The following is a 19571-nucleotide window of genomic DNA, read 5'->3' on the forward strand; positions in this document are numbered from 1 at the left end:
CCTTTTTCAGAAAGACTAAAGGAGATGCCGACTTTGAAATTTCGGTATCTCCTTCATACATACTTAGCGCTTTTGAACATTTTTCTTGAATGTAGCAATAATTTTAATATTTTTGCATTAACTGCCTAATGCCCGATTGTTCCAACTGTAAATCATTGGGCATTGAATGAAGTTTCACATTTATTTTGCTGCTTTAGCTAACGCATCCGCACGTTCTTGCTCCCACTTTGCTAAAGCTTCTTTAAACTCCTCGTTACTCATTGGCTTATCTAAAACTCGCTGACCTTTAAATTTCTCAGCAGTTACACCAAATGGAGAGTATTGTGCTTCAAATGGATTTAATTTAGAGGCAACATAGCCGCTACCACCTACTGAATAAGGGATAACAAATGCCTCATCAATTAAGAAGGCTTCCGCTTTGGCAAACAGTTCGTAACGTTTTGCTGTATCGATCGTTGCCTTTGCTTCGTCCACTAAGTTTTGATATTTTGATTTTCCGTTTGCTTCTGTATAGCCTTCAGCTAGCTCTGGTTTATTATAAGTACCGTCTGCAGTGAATGGGTCCGTATACGTTGATGGATCGGCATAGTCTGGACCCCAGTTTGCTTCGAGTAATGCAAATTTACCAGGTTTACGAACCTCTGATAAAAAGCCTGTTGATGGTCCGGCCTCTATGATAATATCTACATAATCAGTACCTAATAATTTTTCAAGCTGCTGTTCAACCACTTGTGAACGATTTGCCCAGTCTGGACCACCAGAGTTATAAGGCATTAACACTTTTATTGGGAAAGTTACTTTTCCTTCTAGCGCTTTTTTCGCTTTTTCCTTATATTCCAATGCCTTCTCTTTGTTGAAGGAGTCGTTCTTTGTAATATCAGCTAATGGTGCTAACTGTGTATAGTCAACCCCCTCCACATTGACAAAGTTTTTAGGAGTAATTGTGTTGCTAAGCAAATCTTTTGGGTTATAAGGTTCTAAAGTTAACATTGCAGATTCTCGGTCGAATGCATGGAATAGAGATTTTCGGAATTCTTTATTATTGACTGCTTTCTTCCAATTTTCAGGCTCGTATTGCGCATCAAATTGAGGGTTAAAGTTTAATGCATAGAAATACGTATAGAAGTTATTTTGTGTTTGACGAATTTGTGATTTTTTCTTTTCGTCTTTAAACCACTCATCAATAATAGAAGTTGGAATACTGGCTGAATCGACTTCTCCTCGTAAAAATAATTCTGGTTCTACGGTAGCCGCTTCTTTATTGTATTTATAGCGAATACGATCGATCAGTACTTGGTCTTTATCCCAATACTTATCATTTTTCACAAGCACACGCTCATTTTGCGGCTCAAATTTATCTAAAATATAAGAACCGTTATAAAGGAAATTTTCACGAGTTGTACCGAAACTATCACCTTTTTCTTCTATAAACTTACCATTAACAGGGAAGAAACAGACATAGTTCAACATAGAAAGGAAATAAGGTGTAGGCGTTTCTAAAGTATATTCTACTGTATGTTTATCTATCGCCTTTATGCCAACCTTCGTAAAATCTGTCATATCACCGTTGTAGAATGCTTCCCCATTTTTTACGACCGTCGCAATCCAAGCTGTTGATGATTCGTTTTTTGCATCAAGCACATAATGTAAGCCATCTACAAAATCTTGAGCAACAACATCTGCATACTCTTTACCGTCATGTGTCATCCACTTTGCATCGTCACGAAGCTTGAACGTCCAAACGGTAGCATCGGCATTTGATGACCATTCTTTGGCTAAGCTTGGCTGCACCACACCATACTTATCATATTCAATTAATCCATCAATCAAGTTCGCTGCTACAGCAAACTCATTGGTTTCAGAGGTCTTTAAGTAATTTAAAGTTTTTATTTCCCCTGAATAAACAACTCGATACTCTGATTTTTTTTCATTTGAAGAATCATCACTACAGGCTGCACAAAGCATTACAACAAGACACACGAAAAGCAACCAATACCTTTTCATAATAAGCATCCCCCCTAGTAATATTTTTATCCGGCATTAACGGGCAGAAAAATCCCACCACAAGATTTAAATAAAACCATTCAGGTGTATCGATTAACCATTTTTATCCATCCTCATTAATTCGAAGGCTCTGATTTCCGCTACGGGCTACTCGCTTTGTCGCTGACGCTTCGCTTTCGCGCAGAGCAAAGCTTCCTGCGGGCGAGCGTCGAGCCGCTTCCTCCGCTAAAGGAACGAAGGCTAAGTGCGTCACGTCCTGTGACAATGCCTTCGTGACCAACATCGTGTTGGCCTCAGGGTCTCGTCTGTCTCGCTTTCCCGCGGGAGTCGAGTAGCCCTACGCTACAATCAGTTAAAATGGAAATATATTAGCAAAGTGGTAACAAAAAAATCCTTTTATCGCTCAATAATAAACCTATTTTTTCCTAATCAATACGCCTGGAAATAATTAATATAAGTGGAAAATCAACTGCCCGTAAAAGCCCGATTGGTGAAGACTAACAATCAGCATGGGATGAGGAATCCCCCCACTGATTGAAATCTCACATTATTATGAAAATCCTATTCCAACTGCATCCGTCATCATAATTCGATCATTTTCAAATATTGGACCACCGATAATAGGATCTTTCAAACATAAGCTTGGTCCGTCTAAATCTACCATCGTGATATTTTTCTGTGATGCGGCAAAATGTGCAGCGGCACTAACGCTAATTTTTGTCTCTAGCATACAACCAATCATGCATGGTATGTCGTTTGCCTCCGCAATGTGGCAAATTTTCTGCGCTTGATAAATGCCACCTGTTTTCATGAGCTTAATATTAATCAAATCTGCAGCTCGCTTTTCAATAATTTTATAGGCATCTTTTGCAGAGAAAACACTTTCATCTGCCAAAATATTTGTCAATGTATGAGCCGTCACGAATTGCATTCCTACTAGATCATGACAATGAACAGGCTGCTCAACCAATTCAACATTTGCACCAGCATCTTCAAGTGCACCAATAATTTGTACAGCCTGCTTCGGTGTCCAGCCCTGATTTGCGTCGACACGTAATGTTATGGCGTGTCCAACTGCATCACGAATGGCAACAACCCGCTCGACATCACCTGCTGGATCTTTCCCCACCTTAATTTTTAAAATTTGAAAACCTCGTTGTACAGCGGCTATACTATCCTTCACCATTTCTTCAGAATCATTTACACTTATCGTAATATCTGTTATTAATTCTTTCCGATAGCCCCCTAATAATTTATACAAAGGTGTTTGATAGTACTTAGCAAATAAATCATAAATCGCCATATCTACCGCAGCTTTTGCGCTGGTATTTTGATAAATACTGCTGTCGATTCGCTCCATGATTTCTGTTAATTCTTCAATATCCATTCCGATAATGGCTGGCTTAATATACTCTTCTATGGCGTGCGAAATAGACCCTAGTGTTTCACCAGTAATAGCTGCAGTCGGTGCCGCTTCACCGATGCCTATTTGCCCATCATCAGCGTGAACATAGACGGCAATATTGTGAATGCTATGCACTGTTCTCAGTGCTGTTTTAAATGGTGTTATAAGCGGTGCCTCAACCTTTCCCACGACAATATTTTTAATTTTCATCCATTCACCTACCTTTAAGTTACTTATGTTAAGAACTGTAAAATTCGAAGTACCTCATAAAAATCATCCGTTACAAATTCCACGGTATTATGTGGTTTAAACGTAGCATTCGGATAGAAAGAATTTCGATAGGCTCGTGTATGATCACGATAAATGATTTCCACTTCAAAGCGCTCAGGTAATGTCACTTGTAAGTCTTCACGTGACACCTTTATAGAGTCCTCAACAAGTCGTTTTGTTTCCATAATCGTCAGCTGCGGACTCACGCTAATGGTCGCATTTCCTATCCCTTCTTTCGTGGCAAATGTGATGATGTTATCATTGATAGATTGAATCTCCTCTGTTAACCCTACATCTCCACTGACAAACGAAACGGGAACACCATGTAAAGCAGCAGCGTACGTATTTATTAAAAATTCACTCGCATACTCACCATTAATTTTCACATCAGCAAAAACGCAAAGCGTATGTGCTAAAGGGTTACGCGCACTTCCTCCTTTACTGTGATAGCCAATAAAAATTGCCCGATCAAAGCTCTTATCAAGTCCCGCAACCATACACATCGGGTCATACGTCCAACCACGAATGACCTTGCAATTTACGGGTAAATTAGAAATATCAAGATTACGTGCCGAATCATGAGCATCTTTTAATAAAATTTCGGTTGCTCCACCAAGAATAGCCCCCTCTATAGCGGCTTCTACTTCCTTTGTCATTTGCTTTTGGAAAAACTGATAATCTGGCGCGTTTAGCTCCGTCTCACTCCAAGCTGTTGTACCAGTAATCCCTTCAATATCTGCACTAATATAGACCTTCATAGAAATCGAAACTCCTTTACTTTATTGTCTTGAATTATTGCTTCCACAGCCCCATAGCTAGCTTCTTGTGCACCTACACGTCTTGCCCATGAAGCATTATTAAAATCGTAATGCCACCATTCCTCTGAATAATTCGTAAAGCCAACCATTGTCAAACAGTTATAGAGAAGACGTCGATGAACACAGGCTTCCCAATCCTCCTCTGGATGTTGTTCAAAATAGCGTGTCGCAGACTTTTCACTAATTTCATCAAATGCTGTACCTAAATTTAAAGTATTACCAGCTAAATCCCCTAGTGTCACATCAATCGCTCCACCTGTTAAATGAGGGGCGAAATGAGCATGATCAATGCTAGGAAACGCAACATACTTTAGCGTTTCTTTTACAATCTCTTGCTCAGTAAAATGGGGAAAACGCTGTGCGATTTGTTTTGAAAAACTCGTAAACAAAAATTGCTGCACTTGGAACGGACGATAGCCATCATATAAGATAAGGCTATAATTTTTAGACAATAATAACAGCGCTTGTGTTAATCGTTCATACACACTCTGTCGTAAATAAATTGCTTGTAAACTATTTGGTATTTTTTGATGATAGTAAATTGGTTTAATAAAAATCCTCGAATGTTCTTCTCCGATTTTAATTAATGGCTCGCCATTTTCACGAATTGCTGGCGTTGAGTCCCTCATTGAATTTTTATTTACCTCAATAGGATGAAAAACAGCGTCATGTATAGTACACACCTCCAATTCAGGTTTCGATAAAATTTTCGGATAATTCAGTTTTTAATGAATGTATCATACCTTAAATTTATTGACTAGATAAAAAAAGAAATCTTACAGAGTAATAGCTATTCTCTTCTTTTCGAACAAGATACGCCAAATAATTTATGCAAGGAGTAGAAAGATGATGTTTTTTCACCTATTTAGGAATTTTATTCGCGGATGGGGTAGAAGATTACCGAAAAATAATAATAAATAACGAAAAATCTCCAACGATTTCATTAGTCAAAGCTCTTCACATAGAATGTGGTTGATTTCCGTTCCGACTGGGCGCTTTGTAGCTGTCGCTTTGCTTTCGCTACAGAAAACATTTGTTGCTGTCGCTTCGCTTTCGCACAGATAAAACATTTGCCGCTGACGCTTCGCTTTCGCGCAGAGCAGAGCTTCCTGGGGGCGCCCGATGAGCCGCTTCGCTTCGCTGCAGGGTCTCGGGCCAACAGGATGTTGGTCACGAAGGCGTTATCACAGGACGTGATGGTTTTAGCCTTCGTTCCTCTATCGCTAATCCCCAAGGAGTCGCCCAGTCTCCACTCCAATCAACTTTTATGCATACGTTTTAACAAATATCATCCACAACTTTCGATGAAGATTTTTAGTTAATTGAATCAAATTAAATTGGTTATAAAAAACCTCCATTTTGATATTAATCAAAATGAAGGTAAACACTTCTAGTTATTTCTACTAAACAGGCTAACTAAATAGTTTTTTTATTAATATTTCACGCACTAAAGATGAGGTTTCATTTACGGAAAAACGAATATGACATTGAATAATTTTATTATCAAAGCTAAACCAGAACCATTTTGCTGGATATTTAGTTTCTTGAACTCCATAATATACCTCAATTTTTCTTTCTTCATATGGAATTTTCAATAACCTAAATCTCCATTTTTGACGAGTTCCAATATTTCTTCCTAAAGCTTTCGGTTAATCCTGTTCTAAAGTATGTGGTGCTATTGAAATCCAACACCCATCTGTAAGGTTATAATAATTGAACTTCATTAATTTCTTTACCAATCCCAACCGAATCTAGCTTATAATCTATTAAATTCTCTGAGAAAGTATTATCATTAATTGTTTCGTTCAAACCATTTTACTCTCGTTACTTCATCTTCTCCCCATATTCCTTGATCATACTTAGCTGTATAACTTACAGTAGCAAATGACTTTTTTGACAAATCCAAGTTTATTACCAATAAATTCGCAAGGTATTCTATTATTAACATATCATTAGTGGCATCACCTTCAAAAACGGATATTTCCACAGCTGTAAAACCTAATAATCAATGCCAATAAAGCCGACTCTATTATTTATTACGAAAGGATCGCCTTGTTTAACCAAATTTGTATCTGAATAGATAAAAGGAAAAGCCCAATCATAAAAAAATTGTTTTACTCGAATAATTCCATTCTGAAGTTTTGCATAAAAGTAAATAGAACTACGAGTATCTTTTGTTTCTGGATTAAATGGAAAAATTGTAGAATTTTCGTTTGTTTATCATTTGGCAGTAAAGAGCTAAAATTTATATGCTCCACAATTTTATCTAACGACATCCCATCATTCATAAAGTTAAAATTGATAAGCTTCAACCTTATGTCCATCTCGACCAACTGTAGTCTGTGCCTGTGATAGTGAATTTAAAATAGCTTCCTCTGTTGCTTCTGCAGCAGCTGCAAATAATTGATTCATGATAGGATGATCCTCACGTAGCTGCGTACGTGTTTCAACAAGCAGAGCTGATGTATGTGCGATATGATGTGCTGTTGTAAAGCCAATAACAATATCTCCGCTGCCATGTGAAAAATGACTACCTGTACGTCCTAGACCGATACCACAGCGTTTAATGACACGTGTCAGTTGACGACTACTAAGCGGAGCATCTGTGGCAAGTACGATGATAATGGAGCCATCTGTCGGAGATAATGTCGATTCACTTTGAACATTTGAAGCAAGGTATTGATGTGCTAAAAACTCTGAGCTTTGCCCGAAATTACTAAGGACCATACATCCTATCGTATAGTTCGTTGATTCGTGTGTCACCATTCGGGAAGATGAGCCAATCCCACCTTTATAGCCAAAGCACATCATTCCTTTTCCTGCACCAACTGCCCCTTCCTTTGCGGAATCATTCGACGCCTTGCGAATCGCTTCCACAGCATGCTCAGGTGTGATAGGACATTCTCGAATGGAGTTTAAATAACTATCGTTACATTCCCCAACTACGATATTAATAGTTCCTGTCGAATGACCTATTTCACTATTTGTATCTAACATACATTGCAGTGTTCCTTGTGTTACAGCTGGAACGCCAAATGTATTCGTTAGCATAATTGGTGATTCAATAACCCCGAGCTCATTCACCTGCACAAGTCCTGTCGATTTCCCAAAACCATTTATCACATAGCTTGCTGCAGTAACCTTTTGCTGAAATAAATTGCCTTCATGGGGTAAAATTGCAGTTACTCCTGTACATGCATAAGCACCATCTTGATTAATTTTCTCATCAAGCGTTACATGTCCTACAAGCACGCCAGCTACATCGGTAATACAGTTTTTCTCACCAGTTGGTAACGTTCCAATGACGATCCCTATTTCTCGTACTTTTTTTGGCATATTAGTCCCCCTTACGAATCGCCATATTTACAGCAGCTTGTGCATGTAAAACTGTCGTATCAAAAACAGGTACGTTCACATCCTCCTGTTTAATCAGTAATCCAATCTCTGTACAACCTAATATAATTCCTTGCGCTCCCGATTCCACAAGGTTCCCAATCACCTTTAAATAATAATCCTTCGATGTTTGTTCAATTTTGCCCAAACATAATTCTTCATATATGATACGATTGACCTCAGCGCGCTCGTCAGCAAGCGGAACAAGCACTTCAATGCCAAATTCCTCTACCCTAGCTCGATAGAAATCTTGCTCCATCGTATACTTTGTCCCAAGAAGGGCAACTTTCTGCAAACTAGCTTTTTCTATTTGATTTGCTGTTGCATCAGCTATATGTAAAATTGGAATTGTAATTTTTGCTGCGATAATATCAATAACTTTATGCATTGTATTTGTACAAATGACTATAAAATCTGCCCCTGCACTCTCTAAAGATTGCGCTGCTTCTCCCAGCACTTCACCGGCGTTCTCCCACGCTCCCTCAGCTTGATATTGCTCAATTTCTTGAAAATCTACACTATACAAAATACATTTTGCTGAATGCAAGCCTCCTAATTGTTGCTTTACCCTTTCATTCATAAGACGGTAATACTCAGCAGAAGACTCCCAGCTCATTCCACCAATCATGCCAATAGTTTTCACACAAATGCCCCCTTTAATTCTACTATTATACTAATAATCCTAACTTAAATAAGGGAATTTTCAAAAAGTTTTAAACCTCTTTTTCCATTTCTTCTGCTTTTCTGTTCAAGAATAGTAAATATCTAATTAATAAGATGGGGATAGAAGTAACAACAAGATTTATACTAATAAAAAAGTAAATACTATCCTTAAAATCAATGCATATCGAATACACAAAGCCTATTAAACCACTAATGATCAATACAACAATAGATGGAAACTTTGGGATTAAAAAAGTGATAATTCCTGCAACTATCATAATCACCAGAAAATGCCAATATAAAAGAAAATAAAATGCCATACCTAATCTCCTTTTCATTACAACGTGCATTTTTCTTTCGTATCATTATATTATTTTTACCCTGTATAATTTCTACAAAAAAACCATCACTAATATTTATAATCGATTGCTATTTTTAACGTATAAATAGGCATCACATGTCCACATCCTAAACAACACATTGGACTAGCAGGATCAGATATTGCACCGCATAAAATTAATATAATTCAGTATTTTCAAAAAGTGGTTATATTACAAAAAAACAGTGTAGACTAAAGCGTATTGAGATTGGAGGTAAGCAAAATGGAATGGATATCGAATATCGTAAATGATACTAATAATATAATATGGACATATTTCATTATTACATTGTTATTAGTTGCAGGATTGTATTTTTCCTTTGGCACAAAGTTTGTGCAAATTCGACTTTTCCCTGAAATGTTTCGTTTAATAGCGGAAAAAAGAGAGGGAGAGTCTGGCGTTTCTCCGTTCCAAGCCTTTACGATTAGTGCAGCCTCACGAGTAGGTACTGGTAATATCACAGGCGTTGCGTTAGCAATCGGAGTAGGTGGACCTGGAGCGGTATTTTGGATGTGGATTATTGCCATCTTAGGAATGGCGACTGCCTTTATTGAAAGTACGCTTGCACAGGTGTACAAGGTAAAAGATGGTGATACATTCCGTGGTGGACCCGCTTATTATATGGAAAAAGCGTTAGGTCAACGAAAATTAGGAATCATTTTTAGTATTCTTTTAACGTTAAGCTTTGGCTTTATTTTTAATGCGGTACAATCGAATACGATTGCAACTTCTGTAGGTGAGGCATTTCATATTGAGCCCTATGTCATTGGTATTATGTTAGTTGTGTTAACGGCCTTGATTATTTTTGGTGGCGTACATAGAATCGTAAAAGTTACGCAAGTACTTGTACCCGTGATGGCGGTTTTCTATTTAGCTGTAGCCCTTTTTGTTGTTGTGACGAATCTGTCTGAAATACCTGCCGTCTTCAAGCTGATTTTCACAGAAGCGTTTGGTCTTCGTGAAGCTGCTGGTGGAGCGATTGGGGTTGCAATTATGCAAGGTGTACGTCGTGGTTTATTTTCTAATGAAGCCGGTATGGGTAGTGTCCCTAACGCCGCAGCTACAGCAAATACCTCTCACCCTGCAAAGCAAGGATTAGTGCAAAGCTTAGGTGTATTTTTTGATACAATTATGATTTGTTCTGCAACAGCGTTTATCATTATTTTAGCTGGTCTTTATAATACTGGCGAAAGTAATGGAATTATTCTTACACAAAATTCCTTAGCAGTACATGTAGGCGATTGGGCTCCTTACTTTATCGCTATTTCTATTATTTTCTTTGCATTTAGTTCTATTGTCGGAAATTACTATTACGGTGAATCTAATATTGAGTTTATGAATGCTCATAAAGGTTGGATGTTTGGCTACCGTATTTTAGTTCTTGCTATGGTGATGTTTGGTTCTCTTGCACAAGTAGAGCTTGTTTGGAACTTAGCAGACCTATTCATGGGACTAATGGCTATCATCAATATTACGATCATCCTGTTACTTGGTAAAATTGCCTTCCTAGTATTAGAAGACTTTACAATGCAACGAAATGCAGGCAAAAATCCTGTTTTTTATGCAAAATCAATCCCATCATTGAAAAATACAGATTGTTGGGAAGAAGATCGATAATTATAGAAAAACGCCACTCCTCAACGGAATGGCGTTTTTTGTTATGCCTGATTTTATTAATATTTAAATTGACTAATTAGCTGTTTTAGCTCATCTGCCATATGCGCAAGCGCTTGTGCCGAAGCATTAATTTCTTCCATCGAAGCAAGTTGTTCCTCTGTTGACGCTGCAACGTCCTCTGAAGCAGCTGCATTTCCTTTTGCTGAGAATGCCAAATCCTCTGTAACAGCTGTTACCTCTTGTACACTTGCTGACATTTGTTCAGATGCAGAAGATACCTCTTCCATTTTAGGTGTAATTTTATCCATGCTTGCTTTAATCACTTGGAATTTTGTGATGGCCTCATCTGATACATGTAGACCATTTTGAACATCCTCTGTAACTTTCGCCATGATGTTAACAGATTGTTCTGTTTCTAACTGAATACCATGGATTAGTTCAAAAATTTGTTTGGCTGATTCCTGTGATTGTTCCGCCAGCTTTCTTACTTCATCAGCAACAACTGCAAATCCTTTTCCATGCTCACCTGCTCTTGCCGCCTCAATCGCTGCATTGAGAGCTAGTAAGTTAGTTTGATCTGCAATGCTTGTAATCACATCTAAAATAGACGAAATTTGCTGAGATCGTTCGTGTAATGTTTGAATTTTAATATTTGAATCCGTTACTGATAAATGGATAGATTGCATTTGATTCTTCGTATCTTGTACTGCCTTTCCACCTTCATCTGCTTGTAGCGTTGCATGCTGTGAAAGATCCGTCACAATTGAAGAAATCTCCGCGATATGAAGAATGGCCTTAGAAAGCTCATGTAACGATTCTGCATTTTTGTTGGCACTCGTCGTTTGCGTGTCCGCGCTCGACGCAACATCTTGAATCGAAATGGCAACTTTTTCTGTGGCAGTGCTCGTTTGAGTGGCATTGGCTGTAAGCTCCTCGGCCGACGAGGCTACCTCTTCAGCATTTTGTTCTATTTTTTGAATAAGTATCCTTAGATTCTCTTGCATTTCGTTAAAGGCTTGTCCTAGCTGTCCAATCTCGTCATGAGAAGTAATAGTCACTTTCTCTGTTAAATCACCTTTACTAATAGTTACTGCACTATCCTTGAGCGATCTAATCGGTTTTATGATTCCCTTCATAACAAAATAAAAAACAATCGTACTTATAACAATCGCAATAATTAACACGAGTAATGTATGATTTAAAATGGGTGATGCTGATTCGTCAATTTCCTTTGCAAAAATTGTGCCGGTAATTTTCCAATTCGTTAATTCATTCGTTGTAAAGAACATAATACGGTCATCACCGTCAAAGACATATTCATACGTGCCAGATTTGCTTTCATACATCTTATCTGCGAAGCTCTCCGTTAATTCGCTACCTGCTTCTAAAGTAGGATGTGAAATGACCAGTTTATCTTCATCAAAAATAGAAGGATATCCATTTTTTCCAATACTAATTGAGTTTGCGATTTTTTGAATATCTGACAATTCTATATCAACTGCTACTACCCCAGATTGGTCCTTTATTTGACGGGCAACTGTAACAACCATATTTCCAGTCACTGCATCAATATAAGGTTTCGTTATTAAAGTTTCACCTTTTAATGCTTTAGCCTCTTTAAACCAATCCCTTTCCAAAGGATTATAATCTCCCATATCCGTTTTTGGTTCTTCAATAAATGCTCCATCATTTGTTCCAATATAAATATTTAAAACATTTGGATTCATCTTCATATATTGATGAAAATCTGTTAATATTGTTGCTCTCTTCTTTTCATACAAAGAAGAATTTATTTCCTCGCTAAAAACATTGATGTCGTTTACTTTTTCACTTATGGTTTTATCAATAACCGTATTTAACATATTTACACTTTCATTTGCACTAAATAATATTTCTTCTTTTATCGAATTTTTAGCCGAAAGATACGCAAAACTTCCAACAGTAATAACTGGAACTAGCAAGATAAGAGCAAATAATGTGTAAAGCTTACTCTTAAAGCCCCCAAATAATTTTTTCATGCAACAGTTCTCCTCTTGTCTTCATTAATTCTTAAGATGTGTGTGTTTGTATAATTTTGTGTTTTCTTCTACTGGCACTATACTCGATGATTAAGACTCAAAAAGAATGCCGCTTCCCTATACTGTTTACAACCTACCCTTCTTTTATCGATGAAATATCACCCTAGGCTTTTATCGGACGAAATACATAAATTCAAACCCCTTTTTTCATTTTTTTGATTTTCCCGACATTAATCTAGAAGTTTTCTGCAACAATCAACTAAACGAAGAACCCCTATGTATCATTCTTTAGTATGATTCATAGGGATTTTTGTGTTAGTATTTAAATGCTTGAATTGATTCTTGTAAGTCAATCGCCATTTTTGCCAAATGTGTAGAGGCTGCTGCTACTTCTTCCATCGCTGCATTTTGTTCCTCAGAGGATGCCGCAACACTTTGAACATTGCTACTCGATTTCATGGATACTTCGCTAATGTAGTCGATTTCTTTTACAAGTTTTTCAATATCTAGATGTATCGTTCGAATTGCCGCTGTAACTGATTCGGTTTGGACTTGTACATCATTAATGGCATCGTCAATTTGTATAAAATTATCTCTTGCAACATTTACTTTTTCACGACCAACTTTTACTGAATCATTACTGTTAATCATGTCTTCCTCGATAATTCTTGTATCCTCAGTAATTTGCACAACGACCTTTTCAATATCTATTGCTGCTAAGTTTGATTCGTCTGCTAGTTTTCTTACCTCTTCTGCTACTACGGCAAAGCCTTTGCCATGCTCACCGCTTCGTGCTGCTTCTATTGAGGCGTTGATAGCCAATAGATTTGTTTGGGTAGCAATATTTTTAATAACATTGACTGCTGAAACGATTGCTGCTGTATTTTCATCTAAATCTTTAACACGTATACTTAGCTCGGCTGTATTATCCGAGATTTCATTCATCTGTTCAATAACATTACGAACGGAGGAACGTCCTATGCTAGCCATATTTTTAGTTTCCACAGTTGCATCGTTAACATTATCAATACTCGCTGAAATGTCATTCATTTTTTTCAAAATACGCGAGGATAAGTTTCGTACATCACCTGTCAATGTATCCTGTTCTTCAATACCTTGTGCAATATCTTGGATCGATTCTGAGACAACTTCTGTTGCCTGTGTCACTTCCATACTACTTGCTGTGAGCTGCTCTGAAGTTGCTGCTACCTGTTCAGATGAATTACCAACTTGCTTCATAGTATGTCTAAGTTTTTCCGACATCGAATTAAAGGAATCTGCCAGCTGTGCAAACTCATCTTTTGTTTTAAATTGCAGGTGTGTTTGTAGATTACCATTTGAGAATTTTTCCATTTCTACTACAGTTTGTTGAATATTTTTGGCTACTCTTCGCCCAAAAACTGTTGCAATTATAATGCTTATAAGTAAGGAGACTATTGCTAATACAGCAATTTCTATGCCACTTTCCACGCCTTTTTTCTTTGTAGCCTCTATACTCGCCTGCATTTCGTCCTGCTGAGCCGTTGCCATTGTTTTCCCAAACTCAACGAGCTTTTGAGAGCCTTTCCCTAATACCGGTAAAGCTAACTGCTGTGCTTGCTGTTTATCACCACTTTGAAATAACGGCACAATTTGTTCATCTATAGGCTTTTCCCATTCATCTAACTGCTTTAAAAAATGTTCAAAATCTGTATTTTTATGTCCGAGTTCTTCAATACGATGGATGGATTTATGTAAGGTATCTCGTATTTCAAGATGATTGTTGAGCATGTCTTCTTTACCATATAACATATACCCCCGAATGGCTGCGTTTGCCCGAACCGTTTGGAAGGAAATATCATTATACAAATTAATTAATTCAGTGTTTTTTTCGATTTCCGCAAGTGTCTGTTTATTGTCATTTAAATAGTACATTGCAATACTAGCGATAAGTAATAGAAATACTAATACTATACCAAAAGCAAATTGCAGCTTTCTTTCTACTGTTAATTTCATCCGAACCCCTCTATTCTACTATTAACATTAATCCACTTGAGTATAGACTAAAATTACCTATTATCCTATAAGAAGTGCGTCTTTCGTCATAAATTAGCACTAAAATTTTACAAAAATTAAAACATATCTCCATATGTCTTGACTTCTCTAAATTATATTCAGCTATTTTAGTAGTTAAAAAAAAAGACCAATTAGCAAGTCACTCCACAAAAATGTTCGGCCAAATGCCTTCCATGTTCCTCAGGCCGCTGTAATGCTTCCTTCGGAGTTTGGGACTTGCACCCTATAGTTCGAGCACACCACGAAAAAAAGCACCAGCAAGATGCTGTTGCTTTAGGTCTGTTAAATACATAATCAAAGATAATCTATAGTGTAAAATATTAATATCACCCCAACTATACACATAATCCAGGATAAGGCAGAACTTGAACTCGGACTCCCCTAGGAAGCTCTGCTCTGCGCGAAAGCGAAGCGTCAGCGATAAAAGCGCCCAATCAGAACGGAAATCCCCCTTGTTTTGCCGAAGGAATATGTGAATTGAAACCTGACAAAGTATATTTTTATAGAAAAATCGAAAATATAACATCAGAAAAGCGCAAGAGATCAACTTTTCTAAAATTGATTTCTCGCGCTTTTTAAGACTTTGACCAGTTTTGTCTCAGCCTCTCATTTCTACTGTTTATGTTTTTTTACCATAGACTCTGTAAATGCCTGAGATTGCCCCTTTGGAATACTTAATGTTTGCCACTCAGAGCCCTTTATTTGCTTAGCGATGTAAACAATCTGTCCAACATGCAGTGAATAATGGGACATTTGTCTTTCGATAGCATCTATCACGGAATGCTGTTCTCCCCTTATCGTTACAAACCCTTGTAAATCAGCTTCCGTTAATTCTTGTAAAGCATTTAAAAATACTTGCCAGCCCTTTTCCCATACTGTCATAACCGCTTCTTTTGACTGAAGGCTATCCGAAAATTCATCATCACGATTTCTCGTTGCTTTCTCACCATCTGTCGTTAGAAAGTCAGTCCATCTCGATATCATATTACCACTAACGTGTTTTACTATAACGGCAATGCTATTGGATTCTTCGTTAAAAGCCCAATGCAGTTGTTCGTTATCTAATTGTGAGAGTGTTTTATCACCTTGCTCTTTGATACTTCTAAATCTTTTTTGAACAACATTTAAATACGTTTGCGCTACTGTCATTGTTGCCCCCCCATCCTCTCTTCTACTATTTTAATATAAACAGAATGAGCTGTGCCAATTTTGGTAACTAGTTGTTGCCAAGAATAAAGTAATACTTACTCACTGAGGGATATTCTTCACTACTGATTGTTACCCCTAACTTCTTTGCTTTCGCTTAATTTAAGTGCGGGATAAATTCCCTTGCAAGAGCAACCATTTTTTCTTGTGCTTCCTGTTGATCACCATTTAATTGATAGCCTATATGATATACATAGCCATTATAATACGTATAAAACTCATTGGCTCTTGTACTCATTCGATAAATGCGCTTGTCTGCCTCATCATAATTATAGTATACATATGCGAACCATTTATCTGGTGTCATCGCACGATAATACAAAGGATTCATAAAATTCAAACCTACATTCGTGATTTCCTCCTGACTATCTTCCGTAAATTTATAGTTTATTAAAGGATTATGATTTACATTTGTTACCGTCAAAATAATATATTGACGATCCACTCCAGTGAGAGACTTTTCTTTATAACTAAATTGAAATTGCTTTTGCAGGCTACCATCTTGCATATCTGAAGTTACTGCATAGACCTCTTGTATATTTGAATTAAAAGGAAGATTTTTAGGGTCTATTAGATGGACAGCATTCTCCATAGTAGCCGCCACTGCTTGCATAGTCTCGAAGCCCTGAAGCGGTGCATAAAATTTGATATTTTCGCGGTGATCTAATTGATCTGCTATTGGGAAAAACTGACTGAACGTTGTCTCTGTTCCTTCAACTTCTGTTTGAAATAAATCGGTGAATGATTGTTTTTCTTCTTCATGAAGTATTTCTGTCGTTAGATGGTCCATCGATTTCGAAGCTTGCCATGCAATAAATAGTAAGATTGAGCATGTCATCATGACGGCCAATGCACGATAAGGCCAAAGTTGCTTTGGTGGATACGGCTCTTGCTGAATTTGTTGTCTAACCTTTTGAATGATTGCTTCTTTATGTGTCGAGACATCCTTCAAAACATGCATTGTATGCTTATCCATGGAAAAGTACCTCCCATTCAATATGTTGTAAGTCTACTTTTAATAATTCCTTCCCTTTCTTTAAACGAGATTTCACAGTACCCTCAGGAATTGCCAGTAGCTCTGCTATCTCCTTAATCGTCATCTCCTCCAAATAAAAATAGACAATTGCTTCACGTTGCTTTATTGGTAACCGTAAAATGGCTTCATCTAAAAGAACTTGTTCATCTTGACGAATAAGTGTATCTTGTAAAACAGTTTTTTGTTTGGCAAAAAAATTATGCTGAAATGTAATTTTTCGATAGGCCCAGCTTTTTAAGTAATCCTTACATTTATTAATGGTCATACGTGCTAAATAAGCCTTCATCTCGCCTCTTTCTTCATAAAGCTTTTGGTGATGATAGAATTTAATAAATACATCTTGAACAATATCCTCAGCTATTCGTAGATCTTTCGTATAGTAGTAAGCGATTCGAAATAAATGATCAGTATGTAGTTCCATTAGTTGCTCTAAATATTCTGTATCAGACAAAATCTTTCCCTCCTTCTACACTATAAACGAGGCTAACGTTATAAAAGATTAAATTTCGACCATAAAAAAACCGTCTCTTCATTAATTGAGACGGTTTAGTTCTATCCATTATAAATTTTCATCAATATATGTTTCTATATCTGATGCAATTGTGTCAATTGGCACATCCTCGATATTTTTAGCAAACCCTGAATACATTTTTACGATTACACCATTTTTATCGACTAAGAAAAATTGATTCCCATGGATCACTTGGTCGGTTTTAGGATCATCTTTGACGATTATTTTTGTTGATTTAACAGCGAACTGCTCGATATATTTTTGTGAATAACCAGTAAGTAGATTCCATTTTGATTCATCTGGAACATTGTATTTTTTCAAATAATCAGCTAATACTTCTGGTTTATCAACGTCAGGATCAACGGAAAACGCAACAATATTATAATCATCCACACCTTTTTTCTTCAGCTTTTCTTGAACTTGCGCCATATTAAAGGACATTGGTGGACAAATTGAGGTACAATTCGTGAAAATATACATACCAATCCATGGTTTTCCTTTTAAACTCTCTAAAGAAACTTTTTCTCCGCGTTGATTGACATGCTCAAAATCCGGTAATTCCAAGTTATAATCTGCTTTAAATTTTGTATTTCCACACGCACTGAGCACTGCTGCTAATGCAAAAAGTAGAACAAGCCCAATTATTTTATTTCTCATCTTTAACACGCTCCCTACCTACACTACCCTCATCCTATCGTACGATGTAAATATTGACAAGGACACCAAGTGACAGCTTTCGTACATCTTTGTGAAATCGATTTCACTTTATGGAAACAAGCGCATCATGAATTGCATCCAATTTAACTTCTACTCGGTGCAGTAAATAAAACGACACTAAGATAGGAAAACCGATATCCGATATCATGTTTAACCATTGTTCCATGTTTGCCCCTCCTTCACACTAGATTACTGCCATTGCTGAAAATGGTCCTTGCAGAAAATTCTGCAAAGACCATTACCTGACTATTCGATCCCTAATTCAAATTCTGTTACTTGTCGATCAACGATGCGAGCCCCACTCATCGCAACCAGAGCACCAGCTTGTCCATCAAAAACATTTTTCGTGATGATCTTTTGCATAACCTTTTGAATTTCTTCCGTTGTTAATTTCGGCTTCGGTGCATCAATCACAAACGTTGTCGTTTTCCCTGCCGCTGTTTCAAATTGCAGCTCTAAAACTTGTGTCATAACTTTCCCTCCTTAGGATAAATCTGTTGTTTCTTGTTTCACAATGCTATCTAGTGCGTGTGAAGATAGACTTGCAATGGCTTTTGCTACCTCTACTAAATCCTCTGCTGTATGCGAGCTGTTTAAATTACGATACGTTTTTGTTGTGAACAAAGGCTCGTTTTGTGCATTGTGTCCAGCAACATACTTTAAGCGTAGTGTAGCACCTATGAAATTGATTTTTGCCATGTGGGTCACCTCCTTTCACACAATATATACAGACTTATTGCTAAAAAAGGGACATTTAGGATGAATTTTTTTATGTAAGCTTTTATAATAGAGTGAGAGAAGGCAAAGAGGTGAACGATTTGTTAAGTGGTTGGTTTTTATGGTTTATCCTATTTTGGGTAGTTGTGCTTATTTCATTTATGGCGATAGGCGGATTTTTTATGTTCCGCAAATTTTTGAAGGCTTTACCGAAGCAGGACGGTAAATCTGATTTAGATTGGCAAGAGTATTATTTAGATAAAACCATTCATTTATGGGGACAACCTGAGAAAGAACTTTTATATGAACTTGTAAGCCCTGTACCTGAGCTATTTAGACAAGTAGCAAAGGAAAAAATAGCAGGAAAAATTGGCGAGCTTGCTTTAGAAGAAAAAGCACCTGCTATTAACCATGATTTGATTATTCGTGGCTATATACAAGCAACTCCTAAGCGCGACCATAAATTTTTACGCAAAAAATTAGACGAAATGCAAATTGACATCGCTCCATATGAACATCTATTTGATTGATGATACGCTGCACACAGATTTGTGCAGCGTTTTTTCTGGTCTTAGATAAGTTTCATCATATATTTTTTCAATAATTTTATCCTGGCGTCTATTCTTAACTTCGGTGATTCTCTCTCTGGGAGGACTCTTTCCGTCGCTTTTGTCTTTCATTCCGTCGTTCTGGTTCTATCCGTCACTTTGACTCTTCCTTCCGTCGTTTTTGTCTTTCATTCCGTCGCTTGGACGTCTCTT

Annotated in this window: 19 protein-coding genes; 2 read left to right on the forward strand and 17 right to left on the reverse strand. The window is 37.2% G+C overall.

The genetic code is table 11. The annotated features are described in order from the left end of the window. Positions 1-180 precede the first annotated feature (180 nt). From ACQKNC_RS08145 to ACQKNC_RS08180, 8 genes are all read right to left on the reverse strand, one after another. Positions 181-2004, reverse strand: coding sequence for a peptide ABC transporter substrate-binding protein (locus ACQKNC_RS08145; protein WP_427424358.1), 1824 nt, complete (start codon positions 2002-2004; stop codon positions 181-183). Positions 2005-2554: 550 nt separating this feature from the next. Next, positions 2555-3619, reverse strand: coding sequence for a dipeptide epimerase (locus ACQKNC_RS08150; RefSeq protein WP_427424359.1), 1065 nt, complete (start codon positions 3617-3619; stop codon positions 2555-2557). A gap of 23 nt (positions 3620-3642) precedes the next feature. Then, the gene (locus tag ACQKNC_RS08155; RefSeq protein ID WP_427424360.1) at positions 3643-4437 is read right to left on the reverse strand and encodes a M55 family metallopeptidase; all 795 of its coding nucleotides are present in this window, start codon (positions 4435-4437) and stop codon (positions 3643-3645) included. Further along, on the reverse strand, positions 4434-5126 hold the full coding sequence (locus ACQKNC_RS08160; protein WP_427424361.1) for a M15 family metallopeptidase: 693 nt from the start codon (positions 5124-5126) through the stop codon (positions 4434-4436). The genes ACQKNC_RS08155 and ACQKNC_RS08160 overlap by 4 nt, the downstream gene beginning before the upstream one ends. A gap of 783 nt (positions 5127-5909) precedes the next feature. Next, a complete protein-coding gene (locus ACQKNC_RS08165) occupies positions 5910-6092 on the reverse strand; it encodes a hypothetical protein (protein WP_427424362.1) in 183 nt (60 codons plus the stop codon). A gap of 697 nt (positions 6093-6789) precedes the next feature. After that, positions 6790-7833, reverse strand: coding sequence for a P1 family peptidase (locus ACQKNC_RS08170; protein WP_427424363.1), 1044 nt, complete (start codon positions 7831-7833; stop codon positions 6790-6792). 1 nt (position 7834) lies between these two features. Then, complete coding sequence (locus tag ACQKNC_RS08175; RefSeq protein ID WP_427424364.1) at positions 7835-8533, reverse strand: aspartate/glutamate racemase family protein; 699 nt, start codon at positions 8531-8533, stop codon at positions 7835-7837. A 70-nt stretch (positions 8534-8603) separates the two neighbouring features. Continuing rightward, complete coding sequence (locus tag ACQKNC_RS08180) at positions 8604-8873, reverse strand: hypothetical protein (protein WP_427424365.1); 270 nt, start codon at positions 8871-8873, stop codon at positions 8604-8606. A 282-nt stretch (positions 8874-9155) separates the two neighbouring features. Between ACQKNC_RS08180 and ACQKNC_RS08185 the strand changes: the two genes are divergently transcribed. Then, on the forward strand, positions 9156-10550 hold the full coding sequence (locus ACQKNC_RS08185) for an alanine/glycine:cation symporter family protein (RefSeq protein WP_427424366.1): 1395 nt from the start codon (positions 9156-9158) through the stop codon (positions 10548-10550). 56 nt (positions 10551-10606) lie between these two features. Here ACQKNC_RS08185 and ACQKNC_RS08190 read toward each other — a convergent pair whose 3' ends face one another. From ACQKNC_RS08190 to ACQKNC_RS08230, 9 genes are all read right to left on the reverse strand, one after another. Beyond that, a complete protein-coding gene (locus ACQKNC_RS08190; RefSeq protein ID WP_427424367.1) occupies positions 10607-12568 on the reverse strand; it encodes a methyl-accepting chemotaxis protein in 1962 nt (653 codons plus the stop codon). Positions 12569-12883: 315 nt separating this feature from the next. Beyond that, a complete protein-coding gene (locus tag ACQKNC_RS08195) occupies positions 12884-14563 on the reverse strand; it encodes a methyl-accepting chemotaxis protein (protein ID WP_427424368.1) in 1680 nt (559 codons plus the stop codon). Positions 14564-15235: 672 nt separating this feature from the next. Continuing rightward, entirely contained in the window at positions 15236-15772 is a 537-nt protein-coding gene (locus ACQKNC_RS08200; RefSeq protein WP_427424369.1) for a DUF1572 family protein, read from the reverse strand. 154 nt (positions 15773-15926) lie between these two features. After that, positions 15927-16805 carry a hypothetical protein gene (locus tag ACQKNC_RS08205; protein ID WP_427424370.1) on the reverse strand — a complete coding sequence of 293 codons (879 nt, stop codon included), beginning with the start codon at positions 16803-16805 and terminating at the stop codon, positions 15927-15929. Continuing rightward, the gene (locus ACQKNC_RS08210; RefSeq protein WP_427424371.1) at positions 16798-17316 is read right to left on the reverse strand and encodes an RNA polymerase sigma factor; all 519 of its coding nucleotides are present in this window, start codon (positions 17314-17316) and stop codon (positions 16798-16800) included. Before ACQKNC_RS08210 ends, ACQKNC_RS08205 begins: the two co-directional genes overlap by 8 nt. A gap of 108 nt (positions 17317-17424) precedes the next feature. Next, on the reverse strand, positions 17425-18033 hold the full coding sequence (locus tag ACQKNC_RS08215) for an SCO family protein (RefSeq protein ID WP_427424372.1): 609 nt from the start codon (positions 18031-18033) through the stop codon (positions 17425-17427). Between the two features lie 103 nt (positions 18034-18136). After that, entirely contained in the window at positions 18137-18259 is a 123-nt protein-coding gene (locus tag ACQKNC_RS08220) for a YvrJ family protein (RefSeq protein WP_427424373.1), read from the reverse strand. A gap of 80 nt (positions 18260-18339) precedes the next feature. Continuing rightward, positions 18340-18564 carry a DUF2922 domain-containing protein gene (locus ACQKNC_RS08225; RefSeq protein ID WP_427424374.1) on the reverse strand — a complete coding sequence of 75 codons (225 nt, stop codon included), beginning with the start codon at positions 18562-18564 and terminating at the stop codon, positions 18340-18342. Between the two features lie 12 nt (positions 18565-18576). Continuing rightward, positions 18577-18792 carry a DUF1659 domain-containing protein gene (locus ACQKNC_RS08230; protein ID WP_427424375.1) on the reverse strand — a complete coding sequence of 72 codons (216 nt, stop codon included), beginning with the start codon at positions 18790-18792 and terminating at the stop codon, positions 18577-18579. A 119-nt stretch (positions 18793-18911) separates the two neighbouring features. On the opposite strand from ACQKNC_RS08230, the gene ACQKNC_RS08235 reads away from it, so the two are divergent. Continuing rightward, positions 18912-19340 carry a DUF2621 domain-containing protein gene (locus ACQKNC_RS08235; RefSeq protein WP_427424667.1) on the forward strand — a complete coding sequence of 143 codons (429 nt, stop codon included), beginning with the start codon at positions 18912-18914 and terminating at the stop codon, positions 19338-19340. Positions 19341-19571 lie beyond the last annotated feature (231 nt).

This window comes from Lysinibacillus sp. NPDC094177, from assembly GCF_050279145.1.
Taxonomy (GTDB): Bacteria; Bacillota; Bacilli; order Bacillales_A; family Planococcaceae; genus Lysinibacillus.